22 protein-coding genes are annotated in these 21,706 nt (G+C 53.6%); 13 read left to right on the forward strand and 9 right to left on the reverse strand.

Going from position 1 to position 21,706, the window contains the following annotated elements; all coding sequences use genetic code 11:
• Positions 1 to 618 precede the first annotated feature (618 nt).
• The 13 genes from F4Y39_13880 (at position 619) to F4Y39_13940 (ending at position 12,773) form a co-directional block, all read left to right on the forward strand.
• The gene (locus F4Y39_13880) at positions 619 to 939 is read left to right on the forward strand and encodes a hypothetical protein (GenBank protein MYC14814.1); all 321 of its coding nucleotides are present in this window, start codon (positions 619 to 621) and stop codon (positions 937 to 939) included.
• A 55-nt stretch (positions 940 to 994) separates the two neighbouring features.
• Complete coding sequence (locus tag F4Y39_13885; GenBank protein MYC14815.1) at positions 995 to 1,867, forward strand: TIM barrel protein; 873 nt, start codon at positions 995 to 997, stop codon at positions 1,865 to 1,867.
• Between the two features lie 279 nt (positions 1,868 to 2,146).
• Positions 2,147 to 2,602, forward strand: coding sequence for a hypothetical protein (locus F4Y39_13890; protein ID MYC14816.1), 456 nt, complete (start codon positions 2,147 to 2,149; stop codon positions 2,600 to 2,602).
• A gap of 484 nt (positions 2,603 to 3,086) precedes the next feature.
• On the forward strand, positions 3,087 to 3,281 hold the full coding sequence (locus F4Y39_13895) for an AAA family ATPase (protein ID MYC14817.1): 195 nt from the start codon (positions 3,087 to 3,089) through the stop codon (positions 3,279 to 3,281).
• Positions 3,266 to 4,060: a phytanoyl-CoA dioxygenase family protein gene (locus F4Y39_13900; GenBank protein MYC14818.1), complete on the forward strand. Its 795-nt coding sequence runs from the start codon at positions 3,266 to 3,268 to the stop codon at positions 4,058 to 4,060. Before F4Y39_13895 ends, F4Y39_13900 begins: the two co-directional genes overlap by 16 nt.
• Before the next feature lie 17 nt (positions 4,061 to 4,077).
• Positions 4,078 to 4,815 carry a phytanoyl-CoA dioxygenase family protein gene (locus tag F4Y39_13905; protein ID MYC14819.1) on the forward strand — a complete coding sequence of 246 codons (738 nt, stop codon included), beginning with the start codon at positions 4,078 to 4,080 and terminating at the stop codon, positions 4,813 to 4,815.
• A 73-nt stretch (positions 4,816 to 4,888) separates the two neighbouring features.
• A complete protein-coding gene (locus F4Y39_13910; GenBank protein ID MYC14820.1) occupies positions 4,889 to 5,776 on the forward strand; it encodes a phytanoyl-CoA dioxygenase family protein in 888 nt (295 codons plus the stop codon).
• Between the two features lie 109 nt (positions 5,777 to 5,885).
• Positions 5,886 to 7,064 (forward strand): hypothetical protein, encoded by a 1,179-nt coding sequence (locus F4Y39_13915; protein ID MYC14821.1) that lies wholly within the window; start codon positions 5,886 to 5,888, stop codon positions 7,062 to 7,064.
• Positions 7,061 to 7,825, forward strand: coding sequence for a hypothetical protein (locus F4Y39_13920; protein ID MYC14822.1), 765 nt, complete (start codon positions 7,061 to 7,063; stop codon positions 7,823 to 7,825). Before F4Y39_13915 ends, F4Y39_13920 begins: the two co-directional genes overlap by 4 nt.
• A 24-nt stretch (positions 7,826 to 7,849) precedes the next feature.
• On the forward strand, positions 7,850 to 9,004 hold the full coding sequence (dgoD, locus tag F4Y39_13925) for a galactonate dehydratase (protein MYC14823.1): 1,155 nt from the start codon (positions 7,850 to 7,852) through the stop codon (positions 9,002 to 9,004).
• A gap of 30 nt (positions 9,005 to 9,034) precedes the next feature.
• Positions 9,035 to 10,441, forward strand: a complete 1,407-nt coding sequence (locus F4Y39_13930; GenBank protein ID MYC14824.1) for a sulfatase-like hydrolase/transferase — start codon at positions 9,035 to 9,037, stop codon at positions 10,439 to 10,441.
• A 116-nt stretch (positions 10,442 to 10,557) separates the two neighbouring features.
• Positions 10,558 to 11,805, forward strand: coding sequence for a hypothetical protein (locus F4Y39_13935; protein MYC14825.1), 1,248 nt, complete (start codon positions 10,558 to 10,560; stop codon positions 11,803 to 11,805).
• Positions 11,703 to 12,773, forward strand: coding sequence for a sugar phosphate isomerase/epimerase (locus F4Y39_13940; GenBank protein ID MYC14826.1), 1,071 nt, complete (start codon positions 11,703 to 11,705; stop codon positions 12,771 to 12,773). The genes F4Y39_13935 and F4Y39_13940 overlap by 103 nt, the downstream gene beginning before the upstream one ends.
• A gap of 7 nt (positions 12,774 to 12,780) precedes the next feature.
• On the opposite strand, the gene F4Y39_13945 is transcribed toward F4Y39_13940, so the two are convergent.
• The 9 genes from F4Y39_13945 to F4Y39_13985 form a co-directional block, all read right to left on the reverse strand.
• Complete coding sequence (locus F4Y39_13945) at positions 12,781 to 13,833, reverse strand: Gfo/Idh/MocA family oxidoreductase (protein ID MYC14827.1); 1,053 nt, start codon at positions 13,831 to 13,833, stop codon at positions 12,781 to 12,783.
• An 80-nt stretch (positions 13,834 to 13,913) separates the two neighbouring features.
• Positions 13,914 to 15,041 (reverse strand): muconate cycloisomerase, encoded by a 1,128-nt coding sequence (locus tag F4Y39_13950; GenBank protein MYC14828.1) that lies wholly within the window; start codon positions 15,039 to 15,041, stop codon positions 13,914 to 13,916.
• Positions 15,042 to 15,122: 81 nt separating this feature from the next.
• Entirely contained in the window at positions 15,123 to 15,974 is an 852-nt protein-coding gene (locus tag F4Y39_13955; GenBank protein MYC14829.1) for a phytanoyl-CoA dioxygenase family protein, read from the reverse strand.
• Between the two features lie 51 nt (positions 15,975 to 16,025).
• Positions 16,026 to 17,060 (reverse strand): NADP-dependent oxidoreductase, encoded by a 1,035-nt coding sequence (locus F4Y39_13960; protein MYC14830.1) that lies wholly within the window; start codon positions 17,058 to 17,060, stop codon positions 16,026 to 16,028.
• 19 nt (positions 17,061 to 17,079) lie between these two features.
• Complete coding sequence (locus F4Y39_13965) at positions 17,080 to 17,925, reverse strand: hypothetical protein (protein MYC14831.1); 846 nt, start codon at positions 17,923 to 17,925, stop codon at positions 17,080 to 17,082.
• Positions 17,926 to 17,951: 26 nt separating this feature from the next.
• The gene (locus tag F4Y39_13970; protein MYC14832.1) at positions 17,952 to 18,779 is read right to left on the reverse strand and encodes an SDR family oxidoreductase; all 828 of its coding nucleotides are present in this window, start codon (positions 18,777 to 18,779) and stop codon (positions 17,952 to 17,954) included.
• A 48-nt stretch (positions 18,780 to 18,827) separates the two neighbouring features.
• Positions 18,828 to 19,538, reverse strand: a complete 711-nt coding sequence (locus tag F4Y39_13975) for a hypothetical protein (protein MYC14833.1) — start codon at positions 19,536 to 19,538, stop codon at positions 18,828 to 18,830.
• 3 nt (positions 19,539 to 19,541) lie between these two features.
• Positions 19,542 to 20,894, reverse strand: coding sequence for a sulfatase (locus F4Y39_13980; GenBank protein MYC14834.1), 1,353 nt, complete (start codon positions 20,892 to 20,894; stop codon positions 19,542 to 19,544).
• Positions 20,895 to 20,953: 59 nt separating this feature from the next.
• Positions 20,954 to 21,706: mandelate racemase (locus tag F4Y39_13985; GenBank protein MYC14835.1), on the reverse strand; the 753-nt coding region annotated here is incomplete at its 5' end.

Below are 21,706 nucleotides of genomic sequence, written 5' to 3' on the forward strand. Positions count from 1 at the left end.
GCGTTGATGAAGATGGTGGTGGGGCAGTTGCGGGCGGATGGGTATCCCCTGTCGCGGCTGGGCGGGTATCGGCGGTTCTACGAGCGGTTCGGGTGGGTGCCATTTCCGCGGGGCTACATCGACTTCGCGCTGCGGGGATTGACGTCGCGGGGCGGGTTCACCGATCCGGTGAGCTACCTGGATCGGCCGGAGGAGGATGCGCGGATTCGGACGTACGATGGATGTCGAGATGCGGCGGCGTGCGAGGTGCTTTACGCGGTGTTCAACGCGGGGCGGACAGGGGCTGAGCCAGCACAGTCGTTTGGAGCGGGCGCCGGGAATCCTTGGCGGGTGGTATATGAGGTGGACGGAGCGGTCCGGGCTTACGTTTTCGCGTCACAGAACGCGCCGCCTTATACGCGGTTTTCGTCGTCGGTGTCGATCTCCGACGGGGCGTGCGATCCGGGTGATACGCGACCGCTTGGCGCAACGCTGCGATACGTTCTGCGTCAGGCGGCGATCGCGGGGGCGGAATCGGTCAGGGCGCGGCTACCGCTGGACCCGTCGCTCTACGATCTGTATCGGGATTCGAGCTGCGGGTTCGTGCCGTCGCTCTGGCAGTCGTCGGAAGGCGGGAACATGCTGCAGGTGCTGAGTCTGAGGGGACTGCTTGAGGCGATTGCGCTGGAACTGACGGAGCGGCTGCAGATGGCGAAACAGGGGACGGGCGAGGTCAGTCTTCGCGTGCGGGGAGAGACGGTTGGATTGGCGTGGGACGGGGAGCGGTTGACGGTGGAAGAAGGGAAAGGGGATTGGGTGGAACTCGGACAGGATGGGATGATGAAGATGGTGCTGGGGTTGGTGCCGGTGGAGCTGGTCGTGGTAGGAGAGAGGGAGGATGTGGCTATGCTGAGGGCGGCGTTTCCGGTACAGGGGACTGCGACGGGGGTTTGGGGGTGAATCCGATACAGGGAAAGCGCCCCAGATACACAACATCACCAAACGGGAGATCATCGTGTCATCAAATATCCACTTTGCTATGGGCGGCGCCATTTTCGGAGCCTTCACGACTGAATCCGCGGAACTGATTGCTAAGCACGGTCTGCCGGGCGTCGAACCTTACCGCAGTGGCTTAATCGCCTGGCTCGACGACCCGCAGGCGCTGAAGGCCCTCCTCGACGAGCGCGGTATTCGGCTCATTACTGCCTCAAACGGCGGGCCCGGTCAATCGGTGGCGTTCATCGATCGGTCAAAGCGTGGTGAAACAATCGCCGACCACGTCGCTTTCTGCCGCGATTTTCTGAAGGTCTTCGGCTGCACGCACTTCAAGATCAACATGGGGAGCCGCCCGCAGAACGGAACAACTGCGGATGACATCAAAGCGATCTCGGAGACTGTGTCAGAACTCGGCAAGCGAACGCTTGAGATGGGTGTGACGATCGCGCCACACCCGCATATCTGGGGGCCGATCGAGCGACCAGAGGAAGTTCGCGCCCTTCTGGATCAGACCGACCCGGATATCGTGTCCTGGATTCCCGACACTGCACAGCTCAATCTCGGAGGAGGCGATCCCGTTCAGCTCATCGACGATTATTACGACCGACTGGCCGCCGTCCATTGGAAGGATTCGAAGGCGTTGTATCGCGGTTATACTGGCCCAACACCGACGAAAGAGATGCACGCGGAGGAAATTCTGTACAAAGATCTGGGATCTGGTGGTGTTGACCACCCTGCGATTTGGGCCATGCTGAATGAGCGAGGCTACGACGGATGGATCACGCTCGATCTCGATCCCCCGCGTCCAAACGAAGGCGAAGGTTCAGTCGATGACAAAATGGGGATCAACTGCAGGTATCTGATGGAAACATTGAAAGTTTCCCGCTTTTAGTGTGTCAATCCCGACAGGGTTGAAGAACATGGTCTGACTTTATCGAGGAAGAGACCAAAGAAGATTTTTTAAATCGTGTTAAAAAAGCCCCGAATTTCAAGATTGGACTTATATTGAACGTTGAATAAATTTTTTAGAAACCTGCAAAAATATTATGAGAATCACCTTTGACAAAAACATTTCCTAAACCAGGACAAATCGCGCATGTTCGCTAGCGCGTTTTAGGAAATACTCAGGCTATGAATGTGAAAGAACAAAAAATTACAGAATCGCTTTTGGATGAGATCACAAACAAAATTGTCGAACACTTTCATCCAGATCAGATTATCCTCTGAACAAATCGGCGCATTGCGAGCGCATCTGTTCTACCAGCCGTATCCACCTGAGCAAATTCTGCAAACACTGTCTGAAAAATCAGAATCCAGCGAAATTCTCCAAACAGTGCTTGGAGAATTTGATCAATTCCCTCAACAACCGATTTGCCAGACGCTGTCTGGTAAAAAGAAAACGGGTAAAGAATATTATAATTCTCTACCCGTTCTTTTTTTAAAACCGATACCCTCACGTCAATCGGGGATCAACTCAATATTGAAACGACAGCCTACGGTCACACTATATTTCGCCAATCATATCCTTGACCCTACATACTCGCTTATCTTCCAGGTCAATCCAAGTCGTGAACCGATCTTTATCGGTGTATTACTCAGTTCGGCGCTTGCGCAAAAGAGGCGATAGATGACGTGTACGCATGGCCTCCTGCCAGTCTTCGCTTCTCGAGACTACTACGAAGTTCATCATACTCCCAATTCCCGCTCTCGGCCTCCTCACGCCACTTCATGTTGTATGTCTCTCGCTTGCAAACGTCCAGGTGTTTCGGGGCCAGCGTGAGCCACGTCTTCTCTGAAGTAACACTTCCGAAGCCGTTAAAGCATGGGGAGTGCAGGTAGAGCAAGTTCTTCGCCATGTACGTCAGATAGTCTTCTGAGCTGTACCTGGCTCCATTGTAACTCAGTTCGTTGTTGCAGAAGTCGGAGAAGGAATTTGTAAACGGGGGCTTAAAGACCTAAGATAGAATCAATCTTTTGGATCCTCGCATTGAGACATTTTGAAGGGATTAAATTTTGCAATAATCTTTATACGCCAAAATGCCATTGCAAACCCCTGTTTTTTCGACTAAATTGCAGATAATTGTAAATATCGAAAGACAAAGGTGCATAATATGACCAAACACAGACTGCCCATCGGCATTCAGACCTTCCGCAAAATTCGGGAGGAAAACTGCTACTATGTCGATAAAACTGCCCACATTCGGCGGCTGATTGACGAGGGTAAGCACTACTTTTTGTCGCGTCCACATGTCATCCTGTTCAGGGATACTACACTGGAGGAGTACAGGTTATGGGACAAGCATTGACGGAGCGTGAAATCGAAGCCGTCGTTCGAGAGGTCACAGACGAAGAAGTGGCTTTTTACCACGAATACGGGTGGGTCATGATGAAGCAACTCGTGGACTCGGAGTTCGCAACGGAGCTCCTGCGCGTGGGGCAAGAGTGGTTGAAACGCAATGACGAAGAGAAGGGCGGCAGACGGTCCGTCGGCCTGGCGCGGCGGGAAGAGACCGAGCCGTTCCGCTCGTTCATGTTCAGCGAGCGCATGTCAAAGAACGCAACACGACTCGTGAACAGGAAGCGGCTCAAGGGCGTAGATATCCCACTTCGCTATCGCATCGACATCCTCCAACACAAGCCCCCGGGGGCAGCCGGAGCCACTTATCATCAGGACTCGTCAGAGCACGGCTCTGATCGCGTGGGCGAACTCCAGTTCTGGCTTGCTCTGGTGGAAGTGCCACCGGAGATGAGTGCCATGCGATTCGTCAGCCGCTCACATCGCGAAGGACCGCTTGGCTCGGTATTCAAAGATGACCGGGGCAACCTGCTCGAGCAGTACCCAAATCTGACGTCTGTGCTGGAGCTCTCTCCGCCGTTCCATTACCAACCGGGTGACTGCACTGTGCATCACGGATACACAGTCCATGGCGGTCCACCCAACAGCACCGACAAGTCGCGCTGGTCATACCTCTTCTCATACTCCCCTTCTGACACGCGATACTGGAACGGGACCGCAGCCAACTGGGGCAGCGAGCGGAAGCGTTTGAGTGATTCGGACAATCCCACGGTCCATTTTTCCGAATAAGGTTTCAGGGGATTGAAATGATTTCTGTACAACAATGGGATTTTTTTCAAGAACACGGTTATCTGATCGTTGAAAATGTAATCTCTGTACAACGATTGGTAGCGTTGCGAGAGGCCCTGGAAAAGAGATATGATCTGGAGGGCGAAAAGGCAGGGACAGAGGGATCGACCCCTCCGGGCGTTCGCAGGTTGTGCAATCTCATTGGTAAAGGCCGCGTCTTAGAAGAGCTGGCAATCGAGCCGATTGCATTGGAAATGGCCAGGCTGGTGATTGGAGAGGATATGCGCTGGCAGGCCATGAATTTTCACGATCCCATGCCCGGTGATCCGCGTCCTCTTCAGGCAATCCACGCCGATCGATCGTTCTTTAAGAATTGTACTGCATACCTCAATGTGGTGTGGGCACTTGATGATATGACAGAAGAAAACGGTGCGACTCGCCTTGTGCCGGGGTCACATAAAAAACCCTGGCCCCGAGATGTTCTGGGCGATCTCCAAGAGGCAGTTGCTGGAGAAATCTACGCGACCTGTAAGGCTGGAACTGGCATTTTTTGCCACGGTGATGTCTGGCATGGCGCACGTGCAAACCTTTCAAAATCACCCAGGCGTGTGATCCATATGGGATACAGTTGTCCAAACACTGCGCCTCAATATGAAATTGCAGGCTCTTTGACGCAGGATATTCGCGAGCGGTTGGGCGAGCATTGTGCGCTCATTCCAGATCCCCTATCGTCATTTGATTTGGAGAAACCCTAAATATTATGGCCAATCAAAAACCATTGAATTTTATATTTTTTCAACCAGACGAAATGCGAGCCGAAAGTTTGGGATGTTATGGCCATCCATTGATCAAAACCCCAAATTACGATCGCCTGGCGGCAGAAGGGGAAACTACACTGGAGGAGTACAGGTTATGGGACAAGCATTGACGGAGCGCGAGATCGAAGCCGTCGTTCGAGAGGTCACAGACGAAGAAGTGGCCTTCTACCAGGAGTATGGATGGGTCATGATGAAGCAACTCGTAGATCCGGAGTTCGTCTCGGAACTCCTAACTGTCGGTCAGGATTGGCTGGAACGCTACGGCGAAGACAAAGGCGGCAGACGGGCCGTTGGCCTGGTACTACAGGAAGAGGCTGAGCCGTTCCGTTCGTTCATGTTCAGCGAGCGCATGTCAAAAAATGCGATGCGACTCGTGAATAGGAAGCGGCTCAAGGGTGTAGATATCCCACTTCGCTATCGCGCTGATGTCTTCAGAGAAAAGCCCCCAGGGGCAGCCAGAACCCATTATCATCAGGACTCGGCTCAGCACGGCTCTGATCGCGTGGGCGAACTCCAGTTCTGGCTTGCGCTGGTGGAAGTGACACCGGAGATGAGCGCGATGCGATTCGTCAGTCGCTCGCATCGCGAAGGACCGCTTGGCTCGGTAGGCGGCGATGGCAAGGGCGACCTGCTCGAGCAATTTCCAAATCTGACGTCTGTACTGGAGCTTTCTCCGCCGTTCCATTACCAGCCGGGTGACTGCACAGTGCATCACGGGTACACAATCCATGGCGCTCCAGTCAACAGCACCGATAAGTCGCGCTGGTCATACCTCTTCTCATATTCGCCTTCCGACACCCGATACTGGAATGGCACAGCAGACAACTGGGGCAACGAGCGAAAGCATCTGAGTGACGCGGATAATCCAACGGTCTATTTTCCAATAGGAACTCTTTGAAAGGAGCAACAAAATCCAAATCCAGCCGCTGTCGATCAGAAGGTCGTCCGTTTCAATCAATCCACGACATTTTCTTTTAACTAAGATGTGACACACATAGGAGTGCCACATGCCCCCAACTCAGAAATTTGAAGAGCGCATCGTTCGCGTGGAAAAACCTTCCGCTCACTTCGCGCTGTTGAGAAACGAAAAGGGTGATTTTCTGGGCGTATCGGAAGGCGAAACAGCCGTCTTTGACCACGCCGACGACAAAGCGATCTGGAAAGAAGAAGGCGGCACCTATCGCCATGTGGTGTCGGACCTGACACTCGATGTGTCTGCCGCGAATGGCGAACATCTCGCTCTGAATGGGAAATCACTGGGCGAAGACGGCTCCGAATCGTCCGTGCCAGGGCGTTTTCAGCCGGGTCACGGCCCTGCCCATCTTCCGTCCGAATACCTCCAGCAAATCCGCGAGAACGGATGGGTCTGCCTTCCGAGCATCTTGTCTCCCCACGCGATCGAAGAACTGCAAAGGGTGAGTTGCACCGGCAAGTGGAACCATGAAGAATTAGACAGAAGCCTGCCGACTCTCACGCAGTCTGTGGAAGTATCGAGAGCCGCAACTGAGCCTGTATCCCTCTGGGTGATGCGGGAGTATATGCAGTGTCGGGAAATTCGGCTGGCGCACAGGCCCGGTTTCGCCGTCGTGGCCCCGGATGATGGTGAACGCCAGGTGGGGGGGTGGCATTCGGATTATCCCTACCTCTGGGGGATTGCCAGGAATTCCTCCGATGGTAATCGTATCGTACCGCACAATGCGCTGAATCTCGTGCTTGGCGTTCAGCGAAATTTGTGTGTGACCGAATTTAAGAGTGAAAACGGCGCGACCTGTTTCAAACTCGGATCGCATACGTTTGGGCAAGGCCCTCCTCCAGAATGGGGGAGTGGGAATGCGTTCAGGGAGGAGGGAGCTCGCGAGGCAAAGGGCCTCCCCTATACGGGCTCCGAAGCAGACGTCGTCGAGGCACCGGCGGGCAGCTACGTCATCTATGATGCCCGAACCTGGCATCGAGCAGGCGTGAACCGCACGGACAAAAAGCGGGCGGCGATGCTTCAGTCCGTCGTTCCTATGTACATCATGCCTTTTATGGAGACCTCTCGTCCTTACAAGGAGTTCCTTGCGAGCCCTCTGGCGAGTCAACTGACGGAGCGGGAGCATATCGAGTTGGAATCCCTTCTGGTAAGCCGAATTGATGGGCCTCAAGGGCGTTTGGCGATCACTATGGATGAGGAGCTTTCCAGATGAACGAATACAAGACGCATTTTGATACCCCGGAAGATGCCTACTTCGGCTTTTTTGAAGCCGACGCCTCCCAAAATGGAGATGCCTGGGCTGCCGTGATGAGCTATCCCCATGTCCGCGTTGACGCATCGGGGCGGACCGCCTACTACGATACGGCACGGGATTACGCGGATAATGCCGACTGGACCTCAAGGGTAGCGACGGGTTGGGTCCTGACGAGGGGGCGAGACCCCGTCCGGCTGCACGAATCTCCCAATAAGGTTCACCTGGTAGGCGGGTGGACGCGATACAATGCAGACGATAATCCCATCCTGTGGAATCGCGTCACTTATATTGTCACCAAACCCGCTGATTCGTGGGGGATCCAGGCGCGGTTTGCACTCGGTACTTATTACGACGGGCGTGACGACGAAACAGCTATCGTCCAGGCTACCGAAGCGGCAATTAGTCAGGTGCGACGCTATTGCGATGCACTGGACAAAAACGATGGCGATGCTTGCGCCAACCTCTGTCGTTTTCCGCTGATTGAGGTCGGCGTTGGTGCAGTAACGCGGATCGAAGATGGTGCCAAACTAGCGCAACAGGTCAACGAAAGAACCACATCGGTCAGCAATATAGAAGTCGAGGCAGCACAATCTGGTCCCAGGGGCGTCCTTGTGGCAGTGACTGCTGACGATACCTCTGGCAACAGCGAGCAATCCATCGTGGTGGTCAGCAGATCGGCTGACGCATGGCAGATCGCTGGCATTTCGAGAATGCTGTAAAGCCCTGACACAAGGAGGAATATCTTGAAGATTACATCGGTAAAAGCAGTTCCCGCATCATCTTCACCGCAAGGCCGCCCGCCACGCAACTATATGTTTGTGAAGATTGAAACCGATGAAGGCATCACAGGCTGGGGTGAGGCGACCGCCGGTCCGCTTAGCGTTGCGACCCAGATCGACGAGGTCGGTCAGGTGCTGGTGGGCGAAGACCCCTGGCAGATCGAGAAACACTGGCAGACACTCTATCATCACTTTTTTGTGCGGGGTGGTGTCGTGCAGATGTCAGCCATAAGCGGCATAGAAATCGCTCTGTGGGACATCAAAGGTCAGGCCGTGGGACTGCCCATATACGAAATGCTGGGCGGAAAGATGAGAGATCGGATCTGGTGCTATGGCAGGTGGGATGGGCCTACACCTGAAGGGGCTGCTGAAACTGCGATGAATAACGTATCAAATGGATTGACGGCGCTCAAGGGGGATCCGTTTGACCATTGCGGGCTGTTTATTCCGGCAGAAGCCGAACGCGTCGCCATAAAAAAACTGGAAGCTGTTCGCAAAGCAGTGGGCGACGACGTTGAGTTGCTCGTTGAGGTGCATGGACGGCTTGCCCCGGCAGACGCCATCCGAATCGGCAATGCGATGGCCGACTGTCGGCCCTTTGTGTACGAAGAACCCGTGCCGCCAACAAACCTCGACGCAATGCAACGGGTTGCCGAGGCCGTAAGCATCCCACTGGCGACTGGCGAGCGGCTTTACACCAAGTGGGAATTTACCGACTTGCTGAGCCGACAAATTGTGAAGATGATTCAACCCGACATTGTTCAGGGTGGCGGTATATTGGAGTTGAAGAAGATTGCGGCGATGGCAGAAGCTCATTATGTCGGTTTTCAACCACACAACCCCTACGGCCCACTGTGCACGATCGCGTCTTTGCATCTCGATGCCTGCACCCCAAATTTTATGATTCAGGAAGGCGGAATCAGCCCGTGGTTTCAAGACGCTTGCACAGGCGATTTTCCGGTTCAGAAGGATGGCTTTTTGCCGATCCCGACCGGCCCCGGGCTGGGCGTGGGCATGAACGAAGCGTGGCTCAAGGCAAATCCCTGGCGTGACGACGCAAACATTTGGCGGCCCCGTCCTGGTACGGTCGCATCATTGCAAGATACAAAGTGGGTCTAATCATCAGCACCGAGTATAGGAGAGACGTCCATGCCACAACCGGCTCAACAGCCCAATATCCTGTTTGTGTTTTCCGACCAGCAGCGTGCATCGGCAATGGGTTGCTACTACGGCGATGAAGATCTGGAGACACCGCACTTCGACGCATTCGCCAGGCAGGGAATGAAATTGGAAAGTGCCGTGTCAACGACCCCGCTTTGTTGCCCCTACAGGGCCATATTGATGACGGGATTACACGGCCATCGCATGGGGATAACGACCAACGGGTATCATCCGGATCTAAGTGAATATGCCCACATCGGCAAGGCTTTCAAAAACGCAGGGTACCACTGTGGTTATATCGGCAAATGGCATTTAGGAGATGTACAACTCGATTCGGGTCATCCGATGCGTCTGGGATTCGACGAAGAATGGTTTGTACCTCTGGTATCGAGTCACGCGAGTCCCAATCGAAACTATGCGGTGAACAGCACTGAGACTGTGGTTGGAGAAGGGTTCGACAAGCCGCAGATCGAGGCCAACAGGGCCATTGAGTTCATTCGAGGACAGGACGGTGGGGCTCCCTGGTGCCTGTTTCTTTCATGGTATCCCCCTCATCCCCCACTGGTATCTCCAGAGGTATATCTCGAAAAATATCGAGGACGGAACCTGAAGTTTCATCCCAATGTGAAGACCGTAGATGCAGAGGCGCTCAATCGTTTTCAGGACCATTATGCGCATTATTACGGTCTCGTAACGGGCCTGGATACTGAGTGGGAACGCTTGATGCAGGCCCTGCAAGACAGTGGCCAGGCGGAAAACACCATTGTGGTGTACACCTCGGATCACGGTGAAATGCTAAACAGCCAGGGCTGGCGAGGCAAACGATGGCCTCATCGCGAATCCACCCAGGTTCCTTTTCTGATTCGATGGCCAGGCACGATTGAAGCCAACGCCACACTGGACATGCCGTTTGGCACGCCAGACATTTTTCCCACGCTATGTGGACTCGCAGGGATCAATGTGCCATCGGGGTTGGACGGGGCCGATCTGTCCGGCGTCATCCTCGGCAGCGATTCCAATGGGCACCAGCAAGAGTACGCCTATATGGAGATGCATCACAGCTTCATTCCGTGGCCCGGCTGGCGCGGGATTCGCACAGCGAAGTACAATTACGCGCGAATGGAGGAAGGACCGTGGGTGTGTTTCGATCTTGAAAACGATCCCTACGAACAGAACAACCTGGTAGAAGAGAATGGCGCGGTCGTGTCGGAACTGGATGGGCTTCTTGTAGATGCGATGAAAAAAGCGGGCGATTCCTGGCGCGATGTCGGCAGGGAAGTAGGCGATTGGCAGGAGTGGCACGGCAATAAACAGATTGGGCAACTCGGATTGGATGCTGAATACCCGGGTTACGAGGCCATTCGAATCTGGGCAGAACGGAACAATCTTGTGTAGCGAGCGGCGACTATCGAGTATGAGCCCGGTCGTCTCTTCGTCATTTACTGGGGACATGAGCCTGGCGAGGTGAGTTGTATACAGGGGACCAATATTAGTCTATAAAAGGAGTTGAAATGAATCGCTCTGTTCTGGACTGGCCAGCAGGTGTTACCGTCTATCACCCCGACCGATGTTATAATGGGTACACGCTCGTTCATGGGCGAGGGCCCTGGGATCCCGTGCGTGGTATCTCGGCTGAACAGGTTGATCGATGGCACTTGATAGACATGAAGGGTCAGGTGGTTCACGCGTTCTACGGAAACCCGGCGACGCAGCGCGGCTCTCAGCTATTTGAACGCGTTGCAAACGGCCACTATATCAGCAATGGGGCCTCGATCACGGAACAGGACTGGGATGGAAATATTGTCTGGTCTCTGTCCTCAGACTTCCGCGAGGATGCGCGACCAACGGGTTTCCATCACGACATCCAGAAGACTTCTGAACACACCTATCTCGCTATGGTCGCGGATCGCATCGATGCCCCTCAGATATCGCGCGTCACACTCAAAGACGATCACATCATGGAAATAACTTCGGAGGGCGAGATCGTCTGGGAATGGTGGGGGCATCACCACCTGGAGGAATTCGGGTTCAGCGATCGTGCGAAGCAGATCATATTTGAAACGGGCGGGGGGCAACAGCCCGGACAGGATGGAGACTGGCTCCATCTGAATACGCTTCACACACTTCCCGACAATCCTTTATACGATCAGGGGGATACGAGATTCAAGCCGGGAAATATTCTCAGCTGTTCCAGAAATGGAAATCAGATATTCATCATCGAGAAAACGACTGGAAATATCGTCTGGAATTGGGGCTATTTGGATCAGATGGAAACCATGTGGTTAAACGGGACCGAAGGGCAGAATCAATATCTGGTAGGTCCACACGATCCCAAAATGCTGCACAACGGAAATATCCTGATCTACGACAATGGAGGCGGTACGGGTTATCCTCCGATTAATCGATTCTACACCCGGCTTGTAGAAATCAATCCCGTGAGTGGAGAAGTCGTATGGGAATATGCTGCGGGGCCTCAGGCCAGCAAATTCCTGAGCATTGTTACCGGCGGTGTACAGCGCCTCCCGAATGGGAATACGCTTAGTCTGGACACGGATAAGGGACGGATTTTCGAAGTGACCTGGGAAGGTGAAATCGTGTGGGAGTACATCAACCCGAGAGGCGGATTTTACAGAACCCAGCGCATTGCCTATCCAGATTGCCCTCTGGATCCTCCCGACCCGAAGCCAGCAGACCTCCCGGTTCCCGATCACCTCGGCCTGCCTGTATCAGACACCCTGGATTACTGCCCATCTCCTTAAAATTCGATGTCACCCTTCATCCCGACTACAGGATTATGCTCATGTCCGATTACACGTTTAAACTCGCCATGTTCACGACCGAACTGAGACTGCCCTATGACCGGGCATTTCCCAAAGCGAAAGAGATCGGCGCGGACCGCCTCTGGTACGCGCCTTCGGCAGGCGACCTTCCGTTCGAAGCCATGACCGACGCGGATATGGACCGCATCGGCGCGTGCGCCGAGCAGCATCAAACGGAGATCTTCCTGCTCTGCGGAGGCCGTAAGTTTAAAACTGTGCATCTCAGCGATCTGGATCTGGACCATATGGAAGAACATCCCGAATTCCAGGAAGCCCGAGAGGAATTGACCGCCGCCATGAAGATGGCCGCCCGACTCAAAATTCCGGCAGTAGCCACGTTTACATTTGCCTGGCCGGGTGAATATACCGCTGGTAAGCCGACCTGGCCCATGCGATGGATGACCCGCGGCGGCGTCATTTCCGATCTGGACATGGACAAACTGGTCCGGGCGTTTACGCTGCTGGTCGAAGATGCTGATCGCTACGATGTGGATCTGCCGCTGTGCATGATGCCGTGGAATTACACGAATACCACGGAACACATGCGGCAGGTGATCGAGGCGGTCGGTTCACCTCGCCTGAAAACGGTCTGGGGGCCAGCGGATACCATGAACTGCGGCGAATCGGACACCGCCACCCGCGGATTTCAGAATGTCCGTCCGTATCTTCATACGCTCCACATAAAAGATCTGCAAGTCATAGACGGTCTGAAATGCGAGTTTGAATACTGTCCCATCGGCGAAGGAGACGTGGATTTTCCGACGGTACTGCGGAACCTGCGCGATTATCAGATCGACGCGGTGATATCCATCGCCACCCACTTCAAGCCGGAAAGCGGATCGGCGGAAGAAGCGATGCGTATCAATTTTGCCAATATGAAGGCGTTGATCGGTGGGGTAGGGGACTGATTCTCGATCATTGCGGTACAGCGTCGCTGATGAACCCTTCGTTTCTCACCAGGACCTGGAGATCCAGGTTTGTCATGGGAAAATCCACCCGGGCGTTGCCCAACCGCTCCGATTCGTGAAGAGAAAGCACCATTTCCAGCGCAGCCCGTCCATCTTCTCCAGTGGATATTGTATCCCGATCGCGGTCGAGGCTTTCTGCAATCTCCTCTACTGACAACGGGATCACACATCGGCCCCTGTCCGTTGTATTCAGCTTGTGTTCCTCTGGTATTTCGGGGAATTTTTCCTCTTTATTTTTGACGAAGAGCTCAAACTGACGTGGCCGTGTATTGGCCACCGTTATCCGTCCCCTGGATCCCAACAATTCAAAGAGGTGTTGGGCGCTCCCTCCGGTGGATCCGTTCACAATGCATTGTACGCCATTTTCAAAATGAAAGTACCCGGCGCCACGGGGATCCAGCGCATCCGGATCCAATAGGTGACCGGTTGCCCACGCGACATCGCCTGCAAAGAAGCGCAGCATGTCGAAAAAGTGGGTTCCGTTGTTGGCAAGCCCGGCGCTGTACTGGAGTGTCATCGCTTGAAGGGAGCCGATGACCTCCTGATCGATTAGCTCCTTAATTTGGCGAAATTGCCAATCCCATCGGCGCGTGTGGTTAATGCTCAGCTTTACATTGTTTCTCCGGCAAGCATCAATCATTTCGTCTGCTTCTCGCAACGTAGTTGCCATCGCCTTCTCACAGAATATGGCTTTTACTCCTGACTGAGCCGCGGCAACAACGATATCCCGATGCGGAATGGGATAGGTGCAAACACTCACGATATCCAGCTTCTCAGTATCCAGCATTTCCCGCCAATCTGTGTACAGACCCGGAACATCCCATTTGCCTCCAAAACTCTGTCGGCGTTCATCATCCCGATCTGCTGCTGCGACAATACGGGTTCGGTCACAGTGATTGTAACAACCCGCATGGGTGTTCGGCGTTCCGCGATGTGCTTCCTGTTCCAGTAGGCTTGAAATCCTGCCACAGCCGATAACACCAACGTTATAAACTTGCATAGAAAGCTCCGGGGAAAATTGTGGGAAGAACTCGTTTTCAAGATCTCAGATCACAATCCAAACAAAGATTTCTACCTTCATCATTGTACCTTCTCGCCTGCTTTCCCGCGGTCTTCCTGCCGCTCCAGCGGCAGTTCTTGCATAAATGTCCACTGACGGTCCCCCAGCTTTTGAAGCTGCGATTCGTCGAGTTCCATCCCTAGACCCGGACCTTTAGGCACGAGAAGGTAGCCATTTTCGTACTGGACCCGGTGTTTGACAACGTCGTCAATGTAGAGTTGCGCGCCAGCCGCATCGCCAGGGTAATCGAGGTTGGATACCGATGCGCCCAGATGCGCCTGCGCGGAGGTCCCAATAGAAAGTTCCTGAGTTGTGCCAATCAAGGTGGAGATTCCGGTGGCCTGTGCTATGGCGAAGATCTGGCGCGATCGTTTGATGCCCTGGTGGCAGGTCGCAATATTGAAGATGTCGACAGCCTGTCCTTCCGCGAAAGCAATGGCCTGGGTCTCGTCGCTGACATGCTCACTGACCGGGAACCGGATGCGCTCACGCACCTTTGCTTTGCCCGGGATGTCGGGTGCGGGACTTTCAACCAGGATCGGCTCGACCCACTGCAGACGCTCAACGGCGGCTACGCACGACTTCCAATCAAGTCGGCGGCTGAAGTCCAGTGATTTAACTTTGAATCGATCTCCATAACGATCGCGACACTCATGTAAGATCTGATTGTCGATTTCGAGGTTTCCACCCACGTAAAATCGGAACAGGTCAAATCCCAGCTCGAGCATTCGACCGACTCGCTCGACGTTGGGTGCGACGTCCGCCTCTTCGAATTGTCGAAAGATGGGGTAGCAGATTTTGTAGCGATCTCGGTAAGCACCTCCATAGAGGTCGTGAATTGGAATGCCCAAGCTCTTGGCCCGAAGGTCGTGAATCGCAATGTCCACACCTGCGCCAATCTGTCCCTTATATCCGTCGACGATCGGATCGATGGCGGTTGGATCGGATGGATCGATTCCGATCAACGATTTCCGAAGTATATACTCGAGATGGTTGATGTCGGGTATGTTTCGGGTACTGAGGTCGGACATTTCGCCCGCACCGACTATACCATCGTCTGAGATGATACGGATGATAATGTGAGGACTGAGCGTACCGTTCTCTCGTCTTGTTCCGACTGCAAATAGATCGAGTTCTTTAATGGTCAAAGCAGACTCCTTTCATCGATCGTCTCAGGAACACCAATACGAATAGAGCGACCCTTGTCGCAGCTTGAACCTGACGCCAGTTTATGTCCCATTGTAATCGTAGGGCCGGTTTCTGAAGAGGTAGTCTATCGGTTCATCTACAAAAATTATGTTCGGGTCCAGGTCGCTTTCTGCAAAGGCGGTTTCACAACCGGTATTGAACCGGAGAGGGGGAAGGCGACGCATCCAGTGGCAGCAGTAGATCGCTGCGATCATGAACCGCGTTTGGTCGGAGAGATTTGGCATTCCCCGATGCCAGAGCCGGGGATCGCGGATCAGAATGCTTCCCTTTTTTGTATTCCCCCGGACCGGCGGTGCCACTTTCCGGCGTGCTTCATGCAGGTGTTCTTCTACCTTGATATCATCTCCATCTACCTTTTGCGTTTCCAGATGGGAGCCGGGCCAGAGTTCGATACTTCCGTTGGCTTCTGTTACCTCGTCCAGGGCAATATTGACAATGACTTTGGACGGCGGGTGCGCGACATCCAGGTTCGGCCAGAGTTGTCCCGAGTCAACATGTACCGGCTGGAGCTTGCTGCCCGGCAAGTTGGTGTTGCCGGTATAGCGATTGTTGAAGATCCCTTCGCCGAGCAGGGCTTTCGAGACCTGGACCACATAGGGGTTCGCCATAACGTCGCGAAAGACGTACGGGGGGAAGGGGGGCGGCTCCTGCTGGACGTTTCCCCAAACGAAGTTATGGGGTGGCGCAGGGGTGTTCATGATCTTCTCTATGTCTTCGGTCATCCGCTCACAGAGAAGATCGAGGTGTTCGTGCGCGACCACTGCATTGAGGATGATGTAGCCCTCCGTTCGAATGGCATCGAGGGCCTGTTTCAGGTGCGCGTCGGTGAGAGATTCGGCTGCGTGTTCTTCCGGTGTGACGGTGATTTCCAAGTGTACTCCCTTCCCGCAGAGCTTGCATCGTGTCATGAAAAAAGATGAGAGCTATTTTGTCGGATCGTCCGACACCCGAATAATAAGCTTACCAAAATTTTCGCCTTTGAGCAGACCAATCAAAGCTGCGGGCGCGTTTTCCAAACCATCGACAATATCTTCCTTGTAGCGCAATTTGTCTTCGCGAATCCATCCGCCTAAAGTGCTAAAAGCTTCTTCTCTTTGGTCCGCATAGTCCGAGACAATGAAACCCCGAAAGGTGAGTCGTTTGGTGAGAATCTGGCGCAGCATATAATGCATCTGGTTGGGACCGGGTGGCAATCCCGTATCATTGGCAATGGCGATGGTGCCACATACGGGTATCCGGGCAAAGGGGTTGAACAGCGGCAACACCGTCTCAAACACCTTGCCTGCCACATTCTCAAAATAAACATCAATCCCGTCCGGACAAGCACCGGCGATTTGTTCTTCAAAATCGTCGGCTCTGTGGTTCACACACGCATCGAATCCAAACGCATCGGTGACATACTGGCATTTTTCTTTAGTCCCCGCGATGCCTACGGCCCGCGCGCCTTTGATTTTGGCGATTTGTCCAACCACCGAACCCACCGCTCCCGAGGCAGCGGCGACGACGACTGTCTCATCGGGTTGCGGTTTGCCGATATTGAGCAGCCCCGTGTATGCGGTCATGCCTGGCATGCCCAGCACGCCCACTGAGGTAGAGATCGGCCCCCAGGCCGGATCGATCTTGCGTAGCGCCTTTCCGGGGAGCGCGAAAAGGGATTGCCACCCGCCCTTGCCCTCCACGATGTCGCCCTCAGCAAATTCCGAATTGTTTGAGGCGATCACCTTTCCCACGCAGCCGCCCTCCATCACTGTGCCAAGTTCGACCGGTTTGGCATAGTTTTTCGCATCATTCATCCTGCCGCGCATGTAGGGATCCAGCGAAAGATAAATCGTCTGGCACAAAACTTCACCCTCACCAGGGATAGGCACGTCGGATTCCACCAACTGGAAATCACCTGGTTTCGGTTCTCCTTCGGGACGAGCAACCAGCAAGATTTGACGGTTTTTTAGATCGGACATATGTATTCCTTTATCAAGCTCAAATTCGTGCGAATTTTTGCAGTCGGTTGGGTTGGTGGGGCACTTCGGTGACGTAAATATCACCGCGACTATCAACGCAGATGCCGTGCGCAGGATCGATAAACTGTCCGGGATTTGAGCCTTCCTCGCCCCATCGTGCCAGCAGAGCACCATCCAGGTCAAAAATGCTGACGCGCTGGGGCGCTTCGGCAATATAGACAATATGATCTGGATCGATGTGAATGTTATTCGGAGATTGGATATCTGTCCACTTCTCCAGAAAGTTACCATCAAAATCGAAAAGCTGAATGCGGTGGTTTTCCCGGTCGCTTACAAGCACGCGGTCGCGTGGGTCAATGCATAAATCGTGCGGCAGGGCAAACTGGCCGGGTCCTGTGCCTTCCTCGCCCCAGGAAAGAATCCGTTCGCCTTTCGCTGAAAAGCGATGCACCCGGTGCTGGCCATATCCGTCCGAAACAAAAATCTCACCTGAGGGAGCAGCCATCGCCTTGGTTGGCCTGTTGAATGGCTCGCCCGGTGAACCTGTTTGGCCTGGCATACCCAGGGTCTGAAGCACTTCTCCATCTGTGCTGAAGATACGCACGGTATGATCGTCAACATCCGCACAATAAATCCGATCCGCCGGGTCGATCCAGATATTATGCGGATTTGAGAGCACATCATCACCCCATGCACCGAGAAAGCGACCTTCCGAATCGTAAACCAGAATACTCGCAGGTTCTCGTAGGGTGACATAAACGCGATCCTGCGAGTCAACTGCCACATCGGGCACGACCCCACCCATCTCTTTCCCTTCAGGACCTCGCCCCCATCCTTCAACAACGCGGTATTGATAAGTTGCCATCGTGTACTCCTTTCAGATATGCCCGACTACCTGTCCAGTCTAACCCAATCGGGCCAAACTTTGGCAAAAAATGCTCGCTGGATGCCTCGTACGCTCTCCCCGCCGTCAACAACGAGATTGGAGCCTACGCTGAAGTTGCCAGCTTGCGAAGCGAGAAAGATGGCCATGCCTGCGATGTTTTCTTTCTCCCCGACCCGCTTGCCCGGAATGCTCTTCTTCATCTCGTCTGTGTGATCCCGAGCCACCTTATTCAAATCGCTGGGAAAATCACCGGGGGAGATGGTATTGACTTGAATCCCTTCCCAGGCCAAACTATCACCCAGGTGTCGGCCCAAATGGATCACACCTGCTTTGCTGGCTCCGTAGGCATAATTGTAAGCTGTGTTGAGTTTACCACAGCCATCGATAGACGCGATATTGATCACATTGGACGGTGTTTCTGGCGAAGCCCCCACGCGCAGGAATGGCAGAAACGCCTGGGTCATAAAAAAGATGCTTTTGAGATTGAGATCCATCACCGCGTCCCATGTTTCCTCCGTTACATCCTCGATCTCCCTGCGACCATCGCTGATTCCAGCGTTGTTGATCAAAATATCGAGCGACTGTTCTCGTTCGCCGTAGGCCTTTGCCAGCGCCTTGATTCCGGAGACTGAACTTACATCGGCTGTGATATACTCGCAGGAGCCGATTTGTGCAAGTTCCTCCTGTTTCTTTTGCAAGACCTCTTCTCTGCGCGCGACAATGTAAACCTTCGCCCCAAAATTGACAAAGCCTTCGGCTATCATCGCTCCGATGCCAGTCGAACCACCAGTCACCAGTGCGGTTTTTCCCTCCAGTGAAAATAGATCTCTCATTTTCGATTCTCCGTGGGTTGGGCAATCTGTCGATGTTCGGCTATCTGCTTACACATCCCATCGCCACGTATTGCGACAGGCAAGCCGTGGATACTCATTCGCGTTCTTGCTTCCCGCGTGTACAAAAAAGTTCTGGTAAAACAGAATGTCTCCACGCTTCGCCACCACTTCCACACCTTCGCCAATATCCACCTTATGCATATCCGAATTCACGTCCCACAGATAGGGGTACTTCTCTGGATTGCTCTCTGCAAGACCCCGCATTTTTTTATGTGAACCCGGCCATCCAAACGTGCAACCCCCATGCGATTCTGTATCACTCAAATACAAAATTGAATGCACACTGATTGGAATCGGAAACGTCACATTAAACTTCTCCCGGTTGGTTCCGCCATCGAAGTGAGGTTTCTGGTGGCTCCATTCACCTTCCGTGGGAAACGTGTTCTGCGTCAGAATATCCTTCGGCGCGTGGATCTCCTCGCGTCCCACACCCGTCAATTCGGAAAGTGCGGTCAAAATATCATCCGTATAACACGCTAAGATATCCGGCGCGCCCAATCTTCGATTTTCCGGCAATGCGCGATGCCGTTGACTAATCGCATGCGCTGATACGCGGTCCCAGGTTTCGGGATCGTCGCGGTCCATTTCTAAAGCCGCCCACATCGCGTCTTCACCCTTGCGAGCTACATCCTCAGAAATCAAACCCGACGCCAGCAAATACCCTTCTTCGCGAAACTGCTTCTTCTGCTCATCTGTCATTATTTACTCCTCATTCTGTTGCGGAGGTCTGTTTCTATTTCTCCGAGGTCTTCTAATCCTCGGTGCCATCTGGCTTCTCCAGGCCTTGAATTTTTTTTGTAGTCGCTGAACAATTTCCGGTTGTTGGTTTGCCAGATCGTTTTTCTCACCTATATCTGCATCCAGATCGTACAATTCCAGCTTCTTAGACCTGCTAAATGTAAGTTTCCATTTTCCTTCTCGAATCGCCCAGGTTCCCGAATCGCCATCCCAATACAACGCATCGTGCAATGCCCCTTCTGTTTTTCCTTGCAAGACTGGCAACATATTTTTGCCATCGTAGATACGGTCTTCGGGCAATGGGATGCTAATAGCTGCACAGACAGTCGGCAAAATATCCATACAAATAACCGGTTCATCACACACACCACCTGCTTCCAAATGCCCTGGCCAGGACACGAGAAACGGCACGCGTAGCCCTCCCTCATAGACATTTTGCTTGTAACCACGCAGGGGCATATTGTTTGCATTTGTGGCCCTTGCACCACCATTATCTGAAAAATAAAAGATGAGTGTATTTTCCCACACGCCATTGGTCTTGAGCGCTGCCACCACATCGCCAACAGCGATATCCATTCTTTTGAGCATGCCCATCAAGATATCGCGTTTGGAATCGCCTGTATTAAATTGTTTGATATCCTCTTCGGGAGCTTGCAATGGCGCATGCACAGCATTAAAAGGAAGATAAAGAAAGAATGGGTCGTTTTTGTTTCGTTCAATAAAGCCAACAGCCTCTCGAGCCAGATTATCGGTCAAGTACCCGGTATCATTGATAATCTCTTTATTTCGATATATCGCATTATGGGCTCTGTCCTCTTTATAATTCAAATCAAAATAGTCGTGGCCTCCATGCCCTAAAAATCCGTAAAATTCATCAAATCCACGGTTGTTCGGATGATATTCAGGCGTCAAACCCAAATGCCATTTTCCAAATATCCCCGTCCTGTACCCCGCTTTTTTGAGCAGATCTGCAAGTGTAATTTCATCAACCGGCATACCGGCGCGTGAGTCACTGGCCGTATAAAAACCAAAGCGCTGCTGGTATCGGCCGGTCATGAAGCCCGCCCTGGTAGGCGCACATACAAAGGCACTGGCATATCCATTTGTCATTCGAATGCCCGAGTTGGCCAGTGCGTCGATATGTGGTGTATAGACTTCTGCGGGATGTGCCTGGTAACTCACATCTCCAAAGCCCTGGTCATCTGACAAAATCACCACAATGTTTGGACGTTTGGCATCTTCGGCCCATACTAATGGATTTGCTATCATTCCAGATACTCCTATTCCCAATGCTTTTAAAGCTGCGCGTCGATCCATATTGTAATGCTCCTTATCTTCAGCCCATTCATATGCCCGGCAACCGCATAACTAAAGCCCTACTCGTAGATCGTCTCCCCGATCTTGTGGTTCTCGATCCAGTCCCGGTCGAACGCCACCCCCAGCCCCGGTCCCTCCGGCACTTCGACGCAGCCGTTCTCGTCAACCGAATCCAACTCGTCGAGCCAGCGTCTTTCTGGATAGACTGCCGGCTTGGTATCGGGCACCAGGGGGTGCACCAGGCCCAGTTCGTAGTAATTGGCGTTGCGCAGGGTCGCCATGATATGCCGGTGCGCCAGATTGCCGCCGTGCAACTCCACGTCCAGCCCGTGCGCCTCGGCCATAGCGGCGATCTTCATCACCCCGGTGATACCGCCGTCGGTCTGGGCGTTGGCGCGCACGAAGTCGGTCGCGCCGGCAGTAATTGTATCGGCCTTGGCTTCAAGTCCGCGTACGTGTTCGCCCATCAGCATCGGCGTATTGATCAGCTCGCGCAGCTTGGCGTGGGCAAAGCGCGAAAAGCCGCCTCCTCTAAATGGGTCTTCATACCACATATAGCGCGCCTCGTCACAGGCGCGGCCCACCTTGAGTACGTCCTCGAATGTGGGAAAACACCCGGCTGGATCGAGCAATAGGTCCATATCGTCGCCGACCGCTTCGCGGATGGCTAATACCGCTGCCACTTCGCGGTCGATCGGTCCGTTGATCCAACCGTGGATCTTAAAGGCCGGATAGCCGTATTGCTCCTTGCAGCGCAGCGCGAATTGCGCAAAGTCGTCCGGCGTCGTCAAACCGCCGTTTTCGTCGCCGTG

This window comes from Gemmatimonadota bacterium, from assembly GCA_009838845.1.
Classification (GTDB): Bacteria; Latescibacterota; UBA2968; order UBA2968; family UBA2968; genus VXRD01.

Coding starts and splice junctions, on each gene's coding strand:
- F4Y39_13880 (MYC14814.1), top strand. CDS start 619: ATGCTGCAGGTGCTGAGTCTGAGGGGACTGCTTGAGGCGATTGCGCTG.
- F4Y39_13890 (MYC14816.1), top strand. CDS start 2,147: ATGAGATCACAAACAAAATTGTCGAACACTTTCATCCAGATCAGATTA.
- F4Y39_13895 (MYC14817.1), top strand. CDS start 3,087: ATGACCAAACACAGACTGCCCATCGGCATTCAGACCTTCCGCAAAATT.
- F4Y39_13900 (MYC14818.1), top strand. CDS start 3,266: ATGGGACAAGCATTGACGGAGCGTGAAATCGAAGCCGTCGTTCGAGAG.
- F4Y39_13905 (MYC14819.1), top strand. CDS start 4,078: ATGATTTCTGTACAACAATGGGATTTTTTTCAAGAACACGGTTATCTG.
- F4Y39_13910 (MYC14820.1), top strand. CDS start 4,889: ATGTTATGGCCATCCATTGATCAAAACCCCAAATTACGATCGCCTGGC.
- F4Y39_13915 (MYC14821.1), top strand. CDS start 5,886: ATGCCCCCAACTCAGAAATTTGAAGAGCGCATCGTTCGCGTGGAAAAA.
- F4Y39_13920 (MYC14822.1), top strand. CDS start 7,061: ATGAACGAATACAAGACGCATTTTGATACCCCGGAAGATGCCTACTTC.
- F4Y39_13930 (MYC14824.1), top strand. CDS start 9,035: ATGCCACAACCGGCTCAACAGCCCAATATCCTGTTTGTGTTTTCCGAC.
- F4Y39_13935 (MYC14825.1), top strand. CDS start 10,558: ATGAATCGCTCTGTTCTGGACTGGCCAGCAGGTGTTACCGTCTATCAC.
- F4Y39_13945 (MYC14827.1), bottom strand. CDS start 13,833: ATGCAAGTTTATAACGTTGGTGTTATCGGCTGTGGCAGGATTTCAAGC.
- F4Y39_13960 (MYC14830.1), bottom strand. CDS start 17,060: ATGTCCGATCTAAAAAACCGTCAAATCTTGCTGGTTGCTCGTCCCGAA.
- F4Y39_13965 (MYC14831.1), bottom strand. CDS start 17,925: ATGGCAACTTATCAATACCGCGTTGTTGAAGGATGGGGGCGAGGTCCT.
- F4Y39_13970 (MYC14832.1), bottom strand. CDS start 18,779: ATGAGAGATCTATTTTCACTGGAGGGAAAAACCGCACTGGTGACTGGT.
- F4Y39_13975 (MYC14833.1), bottom strand. CDS start 19,538: ATGACAGATGAGCAGAAGAAGCAGTTTCGCGAAGAAGGGTATTTGCTG.
- F4Y39_13980 (MYC14834.1), bottom strand. CDS start 20,894: ATGGATCGACGCGCAGCTTTAAAAGCATTGGGAATAGGAGTATCTGGA.